Annotated in this window: 13 protein-coding genes and 2 tRNA genes; 7 read left to right on the forward strand and 8 right to left on the reverse strand. The window is 58.4% G+C overall.

From position 1 onward, the window contains the following. Positions 1–15 precede the first annotated feature (15 nt). Positions 16–1392, forward strand: a complete 1377-nt coding sequence (locus GSQ80_RS13540) for an FAD-containing oxidoreductase (protein ID WP_158788121.1) — start codon at positions 16–18, stop codon at positions 1390–1392. Between the two features lie 56 nt (positions 1393–1448). Beyond that, positions 1449–3041: an NAD(P)/FAD-dependent oxidoreductase gene (locus GSQ80_RS13545; protein ID WP_254059632.1), complete on the forward strand. Its 1593-nt coding sequence runs from the start codon at positions 1449–1451 to the stop codon at positions 3039–3041. 5 nt (positions 3042–3046) lie between these two features. On the opposite strand, the gene kduD is transcribed toward GSQ80_RS13545, so the two are convergent. Then, entirely contained in the window at positions 3047–3826 is a 780-nt protein-coding gene (gene kduD, locus GSQ80_RS13550; protein WP_158788123.1) for a 2-dehydro-3-deoxy-D-gluconate 5-dehydrogenase KduD, read from the reverse strand. Positions 3827–4025: 199 nt separating this feature from the next. Here kduD and GSQ80_RS13555 point away from each other — a divergent pair, with 199 nt between their 5' ends. Beyond that, entirely contained in the window at positions 4026–5021 is a 996-nt protein-coding gene (locus GSQ80_RS13555) for an alpha/beta fold hydrolase (RefSeq protein ID WP_254059633.1), read from the forward strand. 30 nt (positions 5022–5051) lie between these two features. On the opposite strand, the gene GSQ80_RS13560 is transcribed toward GSQ80_RS13555, so the two are convergent. Then, positions 5052–6038, reverse strand: a complete 987-nt coding sequence (locus tag GSQ80_RS13560; RefSeq protein ID WP_158788124.1) for a 4Fe-4S dicluster domain-containing protein — start codon at positions 6036–6038, stop codon at positions 5052–5054. Between the two features lie 15 nt (positions 6039–6053). Continuing rightward, on the reverse strand, positions 6054–6632 hold the full coding sequence (locus tag GSQ80_RS13565; protein WP_158788125.1) for a carboxymuconolactone decarboxylase family protein: 579 nt from the start codon (positions 6630–6632) through the stop codon (positions 6054–6056). A 206-nt stretch (positions 6633–6838) separates the two neighbouring features. Between GSQ80_RS13565 and GSQ80_RS13570 the strand changes: the two genes are divergently transcribed. The 3 genes from GSQ80_RS13570 to GSQ80_RS13580 are packed head-to-tail and all read left to right on the forward strand — an operon-like array spanning position 6839 to position 9317. Then, positions 6839–7498 (forward strand): peroxidase-related enzyme, encoded by a 660-nt coding sequence (locus tag GSQ80_RS13570; RefSeq protein ID WP_158788126.1) that lies wholly within the window; start codon positions 6839–6841, stop codon positions 7496–7498. Continuing rightward, entirely contained in the window at positions 7495–8772 is a 1278-nt protein-coding gene (locus tag GSQ80_RS13575; RefSeq protein WP_158788127.1) for an MFS transporter, read from the forward strand. The genes GSQ80_RS13570 and GSQ80_RS13575 overlap by 4 nt, the downstream gene beginning before the upstream one ends. Positions 8773–8774: 2 nt before the next feature. After that, a complete protein-coding gene (locus tag GSQ80_RS13580; protein ID WP_158788128.1) occupies positions 8775–9317 on the forward strand; it encodes a carboxymuconolactone decarboxylase family protein in 543 nt (180 codons plus the stop codon). A gap of 80 nt (positions 9318–9397) precedes the next feature. Here GSQ80_RS13580 and GSQ80_RS13585 read toward each other — a convergent pair. Continuing rightward, positions 9398–9474, reverse strand: a tRNA-Pro gene (locus GSQ80_RS13585). A gap of 19 nt (positions 9475–9493) precedes the next feature. Beyond that, a complete protein-coding gene (locus tag GSQ80_RS13590; RefSeq protein WP_158788129.1) occupies positions 9494–10057 on the reverse strand; it encodes a DUF4112 domain-containing protein in 564 nt (187 codons plus the stop codon). Positions 10058–10114: 57 nt separating this feature from the next. Here GSQ80_RS13590 and GSQ80_RS13595 point away from each other — a divergent pair. Next, a tRNA-His gene (locus GSQ80_RS13595) sits at positions 10115–10189 on the forward strand. Between the two features lie 127 nt (positions 10190–10316). Here the strand turns inward: GSQ80_RS13595 and GSQ80_RS13600 are convergent. The 3 genes from GSQ80_RS13600 to GSQ80_RS13610 all read right to left on the reverse strand — a co-directional run bounded on the left by GSQ80_RS13600 (position 10317) and on the right by GSQ80_RS13610 (position 14639). Continuing rightward, positions 10317–12752 carry a TonB-dependent receptor plug domain-containing protein gene (locus tag GSQ80_RS13600; protein ID WP_158788130.1) on the reverse strand — a complete coding sequence of 812 codons (2436 nt, stop codon included), beginning with the start codon at positions 12750–12752 and terminating at the stop codon, positions 10317–10319. Positions 12753–12835: 83 nt separating this feature from the next. Then, on the reverse strand, positions 12836–13099 hold the full coding sequence (locus GSQ80_RS13605) for a hypothetical protein (RefSeq protein ID WP_158788131.1): 264 nt from the start codon (positions 13097–13099) through the stop codon (positions 12836–12838). A 526-nt stretch (positions 13100–13625) separates the two neighbouring features. Beyond that, a complete protein-coding gene (locus tag GSQ80_RS13610) occupies positions 13626–14639 on the reverse strand; it encodes a formylglycine-generating enzyme family protein (RefSeq protein ID WP_254059634.1) in 1014 nt (337 codons plus the stop codon). Positions 14640–14728: the final 89 nt, after the last annotated feature.

The raw sequence follows: 14728 nt of genomic DNA on the forward strand, positions 1-14728 counted from the left end.
GACATCTAACTCGCTATGAAAACTTTTGACGCGATCATTATTGGGGCTGGACAGGCTGGTCCTGCGCTTGCGGCTCGGCTAACGAAGGCTGGGCAGACGGTTGCCTTTGTGGAACGCAAGTTGTTTGGCGGGACGTGCGTGAACACTGGGTGCACGCCAACGAAGGCGATGGTTGCGAGCGCGTATGCGGCACATGTGGCGCGGCGATCGGGTGACTACGGCGTGTCGATTGATACTGCGATCGAAGTCGATATGAAGGTAGTGAATGCGCGGCGCGACGGCATTGTCGCGAAGTCGCGCGATGGGGTGGAGAAGTCTTTGCGCGACAACCCAAAGGTTGCGGTTTTCAAAGGGACCGCGCGATTTGAGTCGGCTACGACGGTTCGGGTTGGGGACGAGGTGCTGGAGGCGAAACAGATCTTCCTCAATGTTGGTGGAAGGGCGGACGTGCCGAATCTGCCGGGGATCCATAATGTTCCGTTTCTTACGAACACCAGTTTGCTGGCTCTGAATGTGCTGCCAAAGCATTTGGTGGTGGTGGGTGGGAGCTATATCGGGATTGAGTTTGGGCAGATGTATCGAAGGTTTGGCAGCGAAGTGACGATTATTGAGAAGGGGCCACGGCTGGTGGGGCATGAGGACGAGGACGTATCGGCGTGCGTGCAGAGTATTTTGGAGGCCGAGGGGATCGAGATTCGGACAAGTGCAGAATGTATTGATCTGAAGCCTGATGGAACGGGCGTGGTGGTGGGAACGAACTGTACGGATGGCGAACCTGACATCAAGGGATCGCATGTACTGCTGGCGGTGGGGCGCGTGCCCAACACGGATGACCTGGGCCTGGACCTCGCGGGCGTCAAGACCGATGACCGAGGGTACATTGTGGTGGACGACCAGCTGCGGACAAATGTGCCGGGGATTTATGCGCTGGGCGATTGCAATCGGCGCGGAGCGTTTACGCATACGGCTTACAACGACTTTGAGATTGTTGCGGCGAATTTGCTGGACAATGATCCGCGGCGGGTGTCGGATCGGATTCTTTGCTATGCGATGTATCTCGATCCGCCCCTGGCGCGAATTGGGATGACGGAGGCGGACGTGCGGGCTACCGGTAGGCCGGCACTGATCGGAACACGGGCTATGACACGAGTGGGTCGCGCGGTGGAGAAGGGCGAGAGTTTGGGGTTCATGAAGGTGCTGGTGGATGCGGAGAGCAAGATGATCCTGGGAGCGTCATTGCTGGGGGTGGGGTGCGATGAGGCGATTCATTGCCTGCTGGATGTGATGTATGCGAAGGCACCGTACACGACGATTTCACGCGCGGTGCATATTCATCCAACGGTGGCGGAGTTGATTCCTACGCTGCTGCAATCTCTGCAACCGCTGGAGTAACGGCGCGGAAAGACAATGTATGGTGGATGCGTGGACTTGATTCAAGGAGATACGCATTGACCTCACCTACTGCTGCCGTGCTGGGCCAAGTTGGCCTTCCTGCTACGATCCGCGAGCTTGCGGCGCGGCGTTGGGACGTGATCGTGATCGGCGCCGGGCATAACGGGCTGGCATGCGCTGCGTATTTGGCGCGCGCGGGCAAGCAGGTGCTGGTACTCGAGGCGCGGGAGCGGGTGGGAGGCGCTTGCACGATTGAAGAGCCGTTCCCGGGGGTGCACATGTCGCCGTGCGCCTATCTTGCGGGGTTGTTGCATCCGCGCGTGGTGGCCGAGTTGAACCTGGTGGACCGGGGGTTCCAGTGGACGCCGGCAGTGAATGGATTGTTTGTGCCGTTCCTGGATGGCTCGAGTATTCACCTGTGGGATGAGGATGAGGCGTGCGAGGCCGAGGTGCGCCGGTTTGCGCCAGCGGATTTGGAAGGCTGGCGCGCGATGAATGACGTGATCCGGCGGCTGCGGGATGCGCTGCGGCCAGAGGATGACGCGGATGCATGGATTGGTGATGCGCCAACGGCGGAGGAGATCGATCGGCGGCTGGGTGATGATGCCGAGGCGAAGCATATGCTGTATGACTGGTCGATGGCGGAGTTCGTGGAGCGCTATCTGCGGGATGAACGGCTGCAGTCCGCGTATTTGGGCCAAGGGGTGATTGGGACGAATGCGAGTCCGTTTGACGCGGGCACGGCGTCGATTCGATTCCATCATGCGTCGGGGCGGTTGGGCGGAATGCCGGGGATGTGGGGTTATGTGCGGGGCGGGATGGGGATGGTGTCATTCTACTTTTGCGATGCTGCGCGCGAGGCGGGCGCGGTGGTGGCGAGCGGTGTGGCCGTGGCGCAGATTGTGCCGGGCGAAGGTGTGGTGTTGGAGGGTGGAGAGAGGATTCAGGCTGCGGTGGTGGTGTCGAATGCAGACCCGCGGCGAACGCTGAAGATGCTTGGGCAGGATGCTGATGGCGGATGGAAGGTGGCGGTCGAACACGTGCCGATTGAAGGCTGTACGGTGAAGCTGAATGTGCTGCTGCGCGAGCTGCCAAACTTCGTCGCGCGGCCGGGTGTGGATGCGCCGCATCATTATGGGCAGATCAATGCTCCGCTAACGCATGCGGAGTGGAAGGCTGGGTATGCGGCGGCGCGGCGGGGCGAGTTGCCGGAACATCTGTGGTGCGAGCTTTATTTTCAGAGTGTGCATGACGCGACAGTGGCGCCCGAGGGGCAGCATACGATGTCGGTGTTTGCGCAGTATGTTCCGTATCGTTTTGCGCAGGGGACGTGGGATGAGCGGCGTGAAGAGGTGAAGCGGTTGGCGATGAAGTCGCTGGGGAGATTTTGCTCCAACATTGAAACGGCGGTGATCGATGCGCAGGTGCTGGGGCCTCCTGACATTGAAGAACGCGTGGGGCTAACGGGGGGACACATCTTTCAGGGCGAGTGCCTGCCGCCGTTTATGTGGTCGAAGCGGCTGACGGCGCGTACACCCATGCAGGGGGTGTATCTGTGCGGGGCGTGCACGCATCCGGGGGGCAGCGTGATCGGAATCAATGGACGGAACGCGGCGATGGCGGTGCTGCAGGATTCAGCGAATGCTTGAGGCTGTCAGCGTGCGAGCCAGCCGCCGTCGACGTTGAGGATGGCGCCGGTGATGTAGTCGGCTGCGGGAGACGAAAGGAAGACGGCGGTTGCGGCGATGTCGTTGGGTTGCCCCCAGCGGCCGGCGGGAATGCGCTCGAGGATTTGGCGATTGCGGGTCTCGTCGTTGCGCAGAGCCGTGGTGTTGTCGGTGGCGATGTAGCCGGGCGCGATGGCGTTTACCTGGATGCTTTTGGATGCCCACTCGTTTGCGAGCGCTTTTGTGAGCTGGGCGACTCCTCCCTTGGAGGCGGCGTACGCGGGCACTCGAATGCCTCCCTGAAAGGATAGGAGGGAGGCGATGTTGACGATTTTTCCGGGAGAACTGCGAGCTATGAGGTCGCGGCCGACGAGCTGTGATAACTGGAAGACAGAGTTGAGATTGACTTGCATCACCTTCTGCCAATCTTCGAAGGGATAGTCGACGGCGTCGTGGCGAAGGATAATGCCGGCGTTGTTGATGAGGATGTCGACGTGACCGTAGGCTGCGATTACGGCATCGAAGAGCTGCGCGGCGCCGGTGGGGTCGGAGAGATCGGCGGAGAAGGCTGAGGCCGAGCCGCCGTCTTTCTGAATCGCTTCGGCGGCGGCTTCGGCGGGACGCGAGTTTCCGTGGCAGGCTACGGTTGCGCCTGCCTGAGCGAGCGCGATGGCGATGGAGAGACCGATGCCCGACGAAGATCCCGTCACTAGAGCGATCTTCCGGTCGAGGCGAAATGATTCAAGGATCGAGGGCGCGTTGGTCATCGCCTCCCACGATAGCTCTTGCAGACGTTGCAGGCAATGGGCGAAGGCAGATGGGGTGCCGATGGTTCCGCTATCAGGTGGTGTTCGGGTAGGCTCGCTTTACATCGGTGTCGCAGGTGTTTCAGAATACCCGGAGTGGATGAGGAGAGGTGCCGTTTGTGAGATGGCATCGTCAAGGGTGACAGAGAGAGGTTAGTTATTGAGCGTAGATCGCCGCAGCTTTCTGGTATCAGCCTTCGTTAGCCTTGGCGCCTTTGGTCGCAAGGTGAAACTGTTTGATTTCACGCAAACCAGCATGCCAAGGAAGGAAACGATGGCTGACAATCCGAACATCCCGCTGACTTCGCCTCATCATATTAAAGCTGGCGGTATTGAGGTGTTCTACCGCGAAGCGGGCCCTGCTGACGCACCTGTGATCCTATTGCTCCATGGATTCCCTACTTCTTCGTTTCAGTATCGAGAATTGATCCCGCGGCTTGCCGATCGCTATCGGGTGATCGCTCCGGATTTGCCTGGCTTTGGCTTCACGGAGGTTCCTGCGGAGCGCGGGTACATCTACACCTTCGACGCCTTGGCGAAGACGATCTTCGCATTCACGCAGGCGATGAAATTGACGCGCTATGCGATGTACGTGTTCGATTACGGTGCGCCGACTGGCTTCCGCCTGGCATTGATGGCTCCCGAACGTGTCACTGCCATCGTTTCTCAGAATGGTAATGCCTACGAAGAAGGCCTTGGCGATGCCTGGCAGCCCATTCAACGCTATTGGCGAGAGCCCACGCTGGAGCATCGCAATGCAATCCGTAGCGGGTTGACGCTTGAAGGAATGCGGCACGAATATTCTGTTGGGATCCCGGATCCGAGCGTCATCAAACCGGAGGGTTATACGCTTGATGCGGCACTGTTGGCGCGGCCTGGGAACGTCGATATACAACTCGATCTCTTCCTTGACTATGCCAATAATGTGAAGATGTACCCGAAGTTTCAAGAGTATTTTCGGGCCGCGCAGCCTCCGCTTCTCGCGGTGTGGGGCAAGCTTGATCCATACTTTATTCCGGCGGGAGCAGAAGCTTTCAAGAAGGATATTCCGAACGCCACCGTTCAATTTCTGCCGACAGGTCACTTTGCGCTCGAGACACATCTCGAGGAGATTTCCGTCGCAATGCGCGGGTTCTTAGGGGTACATCATCGTTAGGAGTTTTTCGAGCCAAGGACATCGCTGAAGTTACACAGGCTTGTTCGCCATTCTGGAGAGAAGCTTGGGGCGAGCTTCTGGTTTCGTCCAGGGACAGGTCGCTATGCAAATTCCGCAGGATGCGGCCTCGGCGAAATAAGGGATGCATTTATCGAAGTCTACGTACCAGCGCTCCACACCGCGGACTGTCTGCTTCTGTTCCTGGATAGCCGCTGGTGGACAGGCTTTGGTGCAGGCCTGGCAGTTTTGACAGAAGTCGTCGGCGCCAAAGCGGATCGGTGCCGTTTCAACCAGGGGCATGTCGGTGGTGACGCCAGCGAGACGGACGCCTGCACCGAACTGTGGACTGATCAGAGAGCCGTGCTTTCCGAGCTCGCCTAAGCCCGATGCGATTGCAGGCGGAATGAGGAGGAGGGCGTCTGCCATCGGCCCCGGGAATGCTTGCGCGTTGTATCCCTGTGAGCGTATCCAGTTCGCGAGTGCGTAGGAGGAACGCGTGCCTCGGGCATACTGATCGCCGATGTCGCAGACGCCAACGCCGTTTGTTTCATTGGAGGGAACCTGGCGAAGGCGCTCGTAGTTGTGTGCGAGGGCCAGCACAATTACCCACGGCTCTTCAATGGTGTAACCCTCGAAGACATAGAGCGGGTCCATCGCCGCGATACCCACCGCGTCGGCTTCGTGAGAAAGCGCGAACGCTTTCGTCTCTGCTACGAGTTGTTCAGCTGGAGCAATTTTGCGATCTTCGGCGACTGGACAGAGCGGAGGGTGGTTGTATGCCGCGGCAAAAGCCTCCGTCGATCCCGGACACTTGCGCGAGTTTTGCCGTGCCACGACCTGCAAATCGCCGTACGGATGCTGGTCAGGCGGATGCCAGAAGAATGGCGAAGCTCGGCGAACCTTCGTCTCTCCAAGCCCATTGATCGGGTTGCCGGAGACGCGCAGCAGCGAGAGTGTCTTTGGGTCGGGAGTGTAGGGCTCGCGCTTCATGCTCTTCGGGTTCGCCTGTTCCGGCATAGTTCACTCCGCTGTTCAGCTCTTCGCGTGCTCGGCCTGTCCCGGCAGATATTCGCGGCTCATCGAGACGTAGCCTTCTCGCGCCGTTTTCTTTCCTCGCTCGCGGTATAGCTCTTCATTGCGCGGTTGCCATGTATCCAGGCCATCGACGTAGCGGTTGTACATGCAGAAGGCGGCGGCGATGAGGACCGTGTCGTGGACCTCGATGTCGGTTGCACCCTCGGCGCGGGCAGCTTCGACGTCGGCCGTTGTTACCTGCTTGCCGCCCTTCTGCACCTTCGCCGCGATCACTAGCAGGGACTTCAGCTTCTCGGAGATGTCAGCAGCATGAAAGTCGGCTTTTACGCGCTTCACGAGTTCATAATCGTCGTTCAGGCAGGCGGCCGCGATAGAGCCGTGAACGGTCTGGCAGAAGTAGCAATCATTTAGATGGGACACGTAGGTCGCAATCAGTTCGCGGTCGCCCTGCGGAAGCGAGTTGGGCGCATGCAGCAGCGCCTCTGCAAGTTCGTTGAGGGGTTTGGCCGTCTCCGGACGGAAGGCCATGGCGCTGCGTATCCCTTGCAGGCCTTCGGGCAAATTTATGTGTGGCATCGACGCTCCTGATCGTTCTTGTCCGAGAAGGATACGCGATCAGGAAGGCCGGGGAATAGATGGAGGTTTTTCTCCATCTAAAGGTGGAAGACAGATGGCAACCCGGTTCGTAAGAATCGATTGCACATACGTCCTGCGCCTGCCGCCGTAACTCTTTGCTCGCGCCTCAGACTTTTTGATTTCGCTATCCGATAAGATCTGTAAATATGCCTCTCCCGGAATCCAAAAACCTGCCTGTAGTGGACGAAGCAAATGCGTCAGAAGAAGTAGCGAAACTGTACGCAAAATTTCGTACCACCTTCGGCCGACCGACTGTCCCCGGCATCCTGAAGTGTTTTGCGACCCACCCGCCACTGCTGGAACACATGATGGGACTCGCAGAGACCATGCTGTTTTCCGACGGGGCTCTCGGGCGCGCGAACAAGGAACTGATCGCAACGTTTGTCTCCTCGCAAAACAACTGCGATTACTGTGCTGACAGCCATGGGGCGTCTCTGCGCACCAGCGGCGGCTCAGCGGAGCAGCTTGCGGCAGCAACGAACTGTGATCTTCACTCGGTATCGCTGACTCCTGCACAGCGTGCCCTGCTGCTGTTTGCCCAGGAGATCACGGAGGACTCGAGCGTCATCTCCCCTCATGACGTGGAACACCTCCGTGGCGCGGGCTGGACGGACCTGCAGATCGCCGAGGCCATCCACTTTACTGCTTTATTTGCGTGCTTCAATCGAGTGGTGAATGCTTTTGGGCTGCCATCGCAGGGCCTGCTTGAGGCGTCGGGGGAGCATCTTGGGACGCAGCGCTCCGACTTGCAGTCGCCCGCCTCCTCCAGCCCTACGCTTGTCCTTGATCGCGACGGTCGTCGATGAGCAGCGGTGCGACCGTTTCCCTGGTGGATGAAGAATCCTCGATTCGGTACACGGGCTGGCACGTAGCCGCGGCCGCATTTGTCGGCGTGATGGTGAGCTTCGCTCCCATCGTGCCGTACACGTTTAGCCTGTTTCTGAATCCGCTGCATGCGGCCTTCGGCTGGCAGCGCGAGGCTATCTCCGGCACGTTTGCCCTGGCTGCCATCACCGTTGCGGTCGTCTCCCCCGGCATTGGCGTCCTGCTTGACCGCTTCCCTCCTCGCCGGATTATTCTTCCCTCGATCGTGATCTTCGCGCTCGCACTGGCGTCGCTGAGCCGACTCGGTCCGAGCATCCAACGCTTCTACCTGACCTACTTTATCCTTGGCCTGGTCGCGAATGGCACAGCGCAGTTCGCCTATGCGCGCACCATACTCACGTGGTTCAAAAGCAGGCGCGGGCTTGCGTTCGCTCTCATCCTTACGGGCAGTGGCGTCGGGTCCATTGTGATTCCTCCTCTGACGCAGTGGGTGATCGATCATCACGGCTGGCGCGACGCTTATCTTATGCTGGGCTGCATCGCACTGCTGGGCATGCCGCTCACCGCACTTCTTGTACGCAATCGGCCAATAACGCAGCGAGAAGACGAGAGCCAACTCTCCGGTGTGACCGTAGCGGCAGCACTCCGCACGGCGCCGTTCTGGATTCTGGCGTCCATTATCATGCTTTCGGCCTTCGGTGAAAATGGCCTGGTTACGAATCTTGCCGCCATGCTTACGGAGCACGGCGTTACAGTGCAGGCCGCAGCCCTGGCGCTGTCCGTACGTGGTGGCTCTGGCATCCTTGGCCGCCTGTGTACGGGTTTTCTCATTGACCGCTTCCCTGCGCAGAGAATCCAGACCGTAATCCTTTTGATCTCCACTGCCGGTACGTTGATCCTCGCCTTCTCAGGAACGTCGGCCATGGCCCTGGTTGGCGCAGCTCTGCTCGGTATCGGGCTCGGAAGTGAAGCCGACGTCGCACCTTATCTGCTGGCGCGCTACTTCGGGCGTAAACACTTTTCGGTCCTGTATGGTCTTACGTGGACCGCCTACGCCATCGGGGGCGCGACCGGCCCGATGGTGGTGGGGCACTTCTATGACCGCGCAGGTTCCTATCAACCACGGTGCATCGTAGGGCTTGCCTTCACCACGCTGCTCGCCGCAGTTATCAGCCTGTTCCTGCGCCGCGATCGCACTCCTTACCAAGCAAGTCATGACGCTCTGGCCGTAGCCAGCATCTCGTTGGAGGAATAACCATGCCCCACATCGCTCTACCCGAAGATATGCCGGGAATTACTGCCGGCTTCGCCTTTCGCCCCGACACCGCAAAGCCGATGCGGGAGTTGGCGCACATCCTTCTGCACACGTCCGGCAACGACGGCTTCAGCTCGAGGGACCGGGAGCTGGTTGCGGCCTTCGTGTCTTCGAGAAACACCTGCTACTTCTGCCAGACGAGCCACGGCGCCGCGGCAAGCCACCTCAACGGCGGCAGCGGAGATCTCGTGGAGTCCGTCTGCCAGGACTATCGAACCGCAGCGATCTCAGAGAAGCTGAAGGCGCTGCTTGCGATTGCGGAACAGGTCCAGATCGATGGCAAGAGAGTCACGAAAGAGCTTGTGGACGCAGCGCGCGAGCAAGGGGCTACGGATCTCGACATCCACGACACCATTCTGATCGCCGCGGCCTTTTCTATGTACAACCGCTATGTGGACGGCCTGGAAACCTGGCAGCCGCGCAATGGCGCTATGTATGTGGAGATGGGAAAACGGATGGCGGAGGATGGCTACTATTCGGGTTGAGGGGCCCGATCGAGGACACGACAGATTCCACACAATTTGATTGCGGGTCTGGAAGTAGAACCATACGTTGTTGAGGATGATGGTCGGGGCGGAGAGATTCGAACTCCCGACCCTCTGCTCCCAAAGCAGATGCGCTACCAGGCTGCGCTACGCCCCGACAATCCTATGATACCAAGTCAACGCCAACCCGGGGCATTCAAAGAATGCAATAACGATCCTCCAAGCCATAACAGCAGAAGGAACGGGAGCATGGCGAGGGCCAGCAATCCAAGGCCTAGCAGACCCATGAATAGCCAGTCGCGGGCGGTATCCCTGCGGGGAGCAGCCAAGGTTTGCTCCAGCAGATGATAGTTCCTGCGGTTGGCTCGCCAGCCGATATCGAAGAGGTTGCCGAGCACCGGTACCAGGCCCGCAACCACTTCAATGGCCAGGTTGGCTACCATGCGCGCGATCGTAATCAGGGGGACGCCGCGGAAGTAGGCAGCGAGGACGATGATGCAGCTGGCCATGCCTCCGAGGAGATCGCCAACCCCGGGGATGAAGCCGACGACGCCGTCGACGCCGAAACGGATATTGGTGCCCGGAACGCGAAACCAGGTGTCGAGCACGCGGGAGAGCATGTCGAGGTTTTCATCGCGAAAGGCGCCTCCGCCGCCGCCCAGGCGCTGGTGCATTCCGTCTGCAGTGCGGTTTGCCGAACCTGGCGGCAGAATCTCCGGTTGTGTTGTTCTTACCGTCATGGCTCACGTTCCCCCTTCGCTTCTGCTTGGTAGGATGCTACAATCAAGAACGATACGGCGGCTATAGTTCAGTGGCAGAACGCCGCTCTGTGGCAGCGGATGTCGTGGGTTCGACCCCCACTAGCCGCCCCAATCTACAATCAATCACTTACGGAGTCTCCGTTCCAGGCGTGCAATAGCGTGCGATGGAATGAGCGACTTCGTTTTAAGTGCATTTCTGCCGCTGTGACAGTGCATTCAACGGCAGGCGCTGCGGCTCCTAGAACGTTGTTACGAGGCGGAAGGTGTATTGACGTGCCGGCCCGATCGCGTTGCCGGAGAATAGTCCTCCGAAGTCGATAAGTTCGAGCGTGTTACTCACGTTCGCGATGTCGGCCTGAAATTGCACGGTACGATTTTCCCGCTTGTAGAGATCGGCCCCCACCGTGGCATTTTGCGTGAAGTAAGGATTGATGCGGTCACGAGTGAAATTGAGGTGATTGACTACCACCTGACCGTACGTGGTGGCATATTGCTCGGGAGTCAAATCGGGTTCAAATGGTAGACCGCTGTTGAAGTCGCATCCGAGGGCGAGCCAAACGCGGGGGGCGATTTGATAACGCCCTCGTGCGCGAATCGTTTGCCGCTGGTCTTGCGAATCTGGGAAATGTCCGGTGGTCGGATTGGCCGTATTGTCTCCCAGGAATAATCCGCCCGTCACAGGATAAAAAACATTCCCCACGATGTAGGAGTAACTGACGAAGCCCGAGAACGGTCCCCAGTGGGGAATTTCGATATTCCCTTCCGCTCCATAGATGATGGCTTTTTGAAACGAGATTGCGAAGCTTATCCCGGTACTCAGGATTTGATTGTCATCCGCGTAGTTGTTTACGTCGCGGCGGAACATATTCGCGTCTACCCGTACTTTATTCCACAGCGCTTGGGTTGCGCCCAATTCGTAATAGTTGCCGTGCGAGGGCGGGACCGGCAATTGCACTGCGGGAACGCTGGTGTCCAAAGCCTCCGCCTCCGGGGAGCTGGATAGGAGAATGTTTTGGTTGGATGGCGTCTGGAAGATGCGGTCGTAGGCTCCGTGAATATTCAGGTTAAGCGTGGGAAAGAAGCGCGATACGGCGAGGCGCGGACTCACCGCGTTTTGGTTCAACAGCAATTGATAGTGGTCCCACCGCAGGCCCGCGTCGATGGTCCAGTTGCCGAGGCGGATTAAATCCTGAACATAGGCGGCTTGTTCGAGATCCGAGCGGGCGCCATTGAAAGCGAAGGTTACGGCGGCTGAGTTTAGGATGCCTAAGCTTATCGGGCATTGAGGATCATCCAGATTGGCGCAGTAAGGAATGACGTAGTTGAAGTTTTCGTGCAGGAAGGTATTGTCGGATTCGACGCCGGCCTTCCATTCGTTCCTTCCATGATGGACGGCCACGCTGGCGTTGAAGTAGATGTCGTTGAAGTAGTTGTGCTGGGTCGCGATGAGGGGCCACGATGCCGGGTTCGATTGATAGTCGTTGGAGTTATCGCGCGCCATGAAGTGCAGCCATCCCATCGCGTCCGGCGAGAAGATGTGCTGGTAGGCGATGCTCCCCATGGTTTCGAAGTTGTCGCCGGTCTGCAGCTGCCCTCCGGGAATGTATACGCAATCAGCAGGCTCCTGGTCGGGCGGGACGGGTGGGCAACCGTTGTCGTTATTCGCGGTTGGTAAATATGCCCCGTTCTCCTGTACCAGCTCGTTGGGAATTTGATAGCGGTCGAGTTCGTGGATGACAAAGAACGTGAGACGGTCTTTCTCCGTGAGGTCCCGCTCATAACTCCCCGAGAAGCTGGCGATGGTGCCGTTGTTGGTGTAGTTTTCGGGGACCACGGGGTTGAGGTAGTGGCTCGTCATGCTGCCGGAAGCGCTCACGCCAATCGTATTTTTCCCCCATGTGTATTGGTCCTGAGTACTGGCCGCGGCGGTATCATAGCTGCCGCCAAAAAAAGTGAATTGTCCGTGAAGTCCCGGGGTTCCGTTTTGCAGAGTGTTGACCTCAACTACGCCTCCCATCTTCCTGCCGTATTCCGCGGGAATGCCGGCGGTATAAATCTTGAGGGACTGGACGTTTTGGGCTTCGGCAGGCTCCGGGCCGAAGCTGGGCGAACGGTTGTCGGTGAGCGGAATCCCGTTCACAACAAACTGGGTCTGATATTCCGATCCGCGCGGGTGCAACACGGCATTGCCTTCATAGAGCCAACCGGGCTGTGAGTTCACCAGATCCTGGATGGAGCGGCCGGGAATTGCCGTCAAACGGTTCTGAATTTGCTCCGAACCTATTTCATTAACTGAACCTGGACGGTACGGATCCATCAGCGTGTTTGTGTCGGTGACCTGCACGGATTGGGAGAGGGAAGCTAGTTGCAGCTGAATCTTGCGATCCATGGGCAGCGCGGACCTTATCTCAACCGACTCGGAAACTGCAGCAAACCCCTGGGCTTGAATCTGGAGATGATAGATCCCATAGGGCAGGCGCTTGGCGTCCACGTTGCCCTGCTGATTCGTCACGAATGTCTCGCTATATTGGGTGCCCTGGCTGGCGAGGTTTACCGTGGCCCTCACGCCCAATCCCGCAGGATCAGCGACGGTTAAACGCAATTCGCCAGTGGTGCTTTGCGCCAGCAAGGGGAGGGGCCACAAAAGTGCCGCAGTTATCAGCGCCTTTTTCATTATCTGAACTGATCTTCCGGCAAGCCTTCGGCTCCGAGCTTTCCACTGTGATCCATGCCCTTAGCTTCGCGCGAGAGCCTGGATTAGATGACTGCGCGAAGGGCAACCTTCATCCCGTTACGTGCTGTCTTGAGGGCACCAACGACCGTCTCACCTGCGGCGATCGTGTGCCCGAGTGCCGATCTCCTTCGTTTTCCTGAATGCTCGAAAGCGACCGTGTCAATCTCACCACCGAAAAGTGTATGGCTCTCTTCGAGCTGATCGAGCGCGGCGTTCAGTCCCGCGACAACGGCCTCGGCCTCCTCAGCAACAACGATCACTTCCACATTGATTTTCTTGTATTGCATCGGAATACCTCTGCTTCCGATCTTATGCCACCCGGGCGGGGGGAGTGCCGGGCAGTCGGCTTATCGAAAAATTCGAGGGCAGTTTGACAACCGGTTGAACTTTCCGAAACGCCGTCTTGCAGGCAGTTTCGCTCCTGGAGCGTCAGCTCTCAATAAATTTGAGCAACTAGTCATGCCTTTGCATCGTTACTGCATAAAATCCACTCGTGAAGACGCCGGGCTGTACTGTCTTGGAGTACCTGCATGCTTAATTTGGCTGGCAAAACATTCGTCATCGTACTTCTGGCTCCCATGCTTTGCATTGGGGTTCTGGTAATGTTTGTCCTCGCTTTGTGCGACTTCTCCGTGTCTCGACTCAAAGGCCGCTTTGTACTAACGCAACACCGGGAGACCATGAAAAGCTGATTCCCTGCGATGGGCAAAGCCGGTTTTCCCAGGTGCCGTTGATGACTGTGTTCGCGATCGCACGGGCTTCAGCAGAAGAAGGTCGGCGATCGATTTTCACGTCGTTGACCTCTTCGCTAATTTAGATTTTGATTGCTTCTGGTGGCACCTCGTTCATTTGAAGGCGCGCGATGCAACGGAACCCGATATGGCTCATGCTGGTGTCGACCATCTGGGGCTGTCGTGCGGCAGGGCGATAACGCAAGCAGTAGTTGGGCGCACAGAGGTGCGAACCGCCTTTGACTACCTTGCGCGGAATCCGGAACTGCGCCTGATTGGGATCGTAGCTCTTCTCGGGTGAGGCGATGCGCGGATTGAACGTCGGGCCGCAGCATTTCTTCATCTCGTCGCCGAGACGCGGGACAAACCAATCGCTGGTCCACTCCCACACATTTCCGGCCATGTCATACAAGCCGTAACCGTTCGGCGGGAAAGACCCTACCGGCGAAGTCCCTTCGTGGCCGTCCTGAAGCAGATTTTGCCAGGGAAACTCGCCTTGCCAGGTGTTGGCCATCGGCTTTCCATCCGTGGAATCCTCATCGCCCCAGGTGAACTTCTTTCCTTCGAGACGGCCGCGAGAGGCAAACTCCCATTCTGCTTCTGTGGGCAGTTCTTTCGCCGCCCACGTTGCGAAGGCTTCGGCGTCTTCGTACGAGACGTGGACTACGGGATGTTGCGAACGGCCTTCGAGCGAGGACTCCGGCCCTAGCGGATGGCGCCAACTCGTTCCCGGCGACCAGGCCCACCAGTTGACGTAATTCTTCAGATCGACCGGGCGGTCGGTCTTGCGAAACAACATGGAGCCGGGCACAAGATTCTCAGCAGGCGCGCCAGGAAAGTCCGCAGGATTCAGCGGGCGCTCGGCGAGTGTTACATAGCCGGTCGCTTCCACAAACGCTGAGAACTGCTCGTTGGTGACCTCGTAGGTGTCGATCCAGAAGCCATCTAAGCTGACCGGATGGACTGGCGCCTCTTCGCGGTAGAAAGCTTCGGACCCCATGGCGAATGTCCCGCCAGGTATCCACACCATGCCGGGATGCTTCAAACCATTTTGGGCCGTCGGAGCCTGATCGAATTTCTCTGGAGTCGATGCCATATGTCTTCCTCGCTCGGATACACACTAGGTTATGCTATCGATCTTGGCATAGCGTTCGAGCGTTGGCCGACATCCTGCTTCCTGGGAAG

Origin of the sequence: Granulicella sp. L46, assembly GCF_009765785.1 — a bacterium.
Taxonomy (GTDB): domain Bacteria; phylum Acidobacteriota; class Terriglobia; order Terriglobales; family Acidobacteriaceae; genus Granulicella.

Bases quoted from the DNA above. Each gene is read 5' to 3' on its own strand.
- GSQ80_RS13565 (WP_158788125.1), bottom strand. From the start codon at position 6,632: ATGCCACACATAAATTTGCCCGAAGGCCTGCAAGGGATACGCAGCGCC.
- GSQ80_RS13570 (WP_158788126.1), top strand. From the start codon at position 6,839: ATGCCTCTCCCGGAATCCAAAAACCTGCCTGTAGTGGACGAAGCAAAT.
- GSQ80_RS13560 (WP_158788124.1), bottom strand. From the start codon at position 6,038: ATGCCGGAACAGGCGAACCCGAAGAGCATGAAGCGCGAGCCCTACACT.
- GSQ80_RS13600 (WP_158788130.1), bottom strand. From the start codon at position 12,752: ATGAAAAAGGCGCTGATAACTGCGGCACTTTTGTGGCCCCTCCCCTTG.
- kduD (WP_158788123.1), bottom strand. From the start codon at position 3,826: ATGACCAACGCGCCCTCGATCCTTGAATCATTTCGCCTCGACCGGAAG.
- GSQ80_RS13605 (WP_158788131.1), bottom strand. From the start codon at position 13,099: ATGCAATACAAGAAAATCAATGTGGAAGTGATCGTTGTTGCTGAGGAG.
- GSQ80_RS13540 (WP_158788121.1), top strand. From the start codon at position 16: ATGAAAACTTTTGACGCGATCATTATTGGGGCTGGACAGGCTGGTCCT.
- GSQ80_RS13610 (WP_254059634.1), bottom strand. From the start codon at position 14,639: ATGGCATCGACTCCAGAGAAATTCGATCAGGCTCCGACGGCCCAAAAT.
- GSQ80_RS13580 (WP_158788128.1), top strand. From the start codon at position 8,775: ATGCCCCACATCGCTCTACCCGAAGATATGCCGGGAATTACTGCCGGC.
- GSQ80_RS13590 (WP_158788129.1), bottom strand. From the start codon at position 10,057: ATGACGGTAAGAACAACACAACCGGAGATTCTGCCGCCAGGTTCGGCA.
- GSQ80_RS13575 (WP_158788127.1), top strand. From the start codon at position 7,495: ATGAGCAGCGGTGCGACCGTTTCCCTGGTGGATGAAGAATCCTCGATT.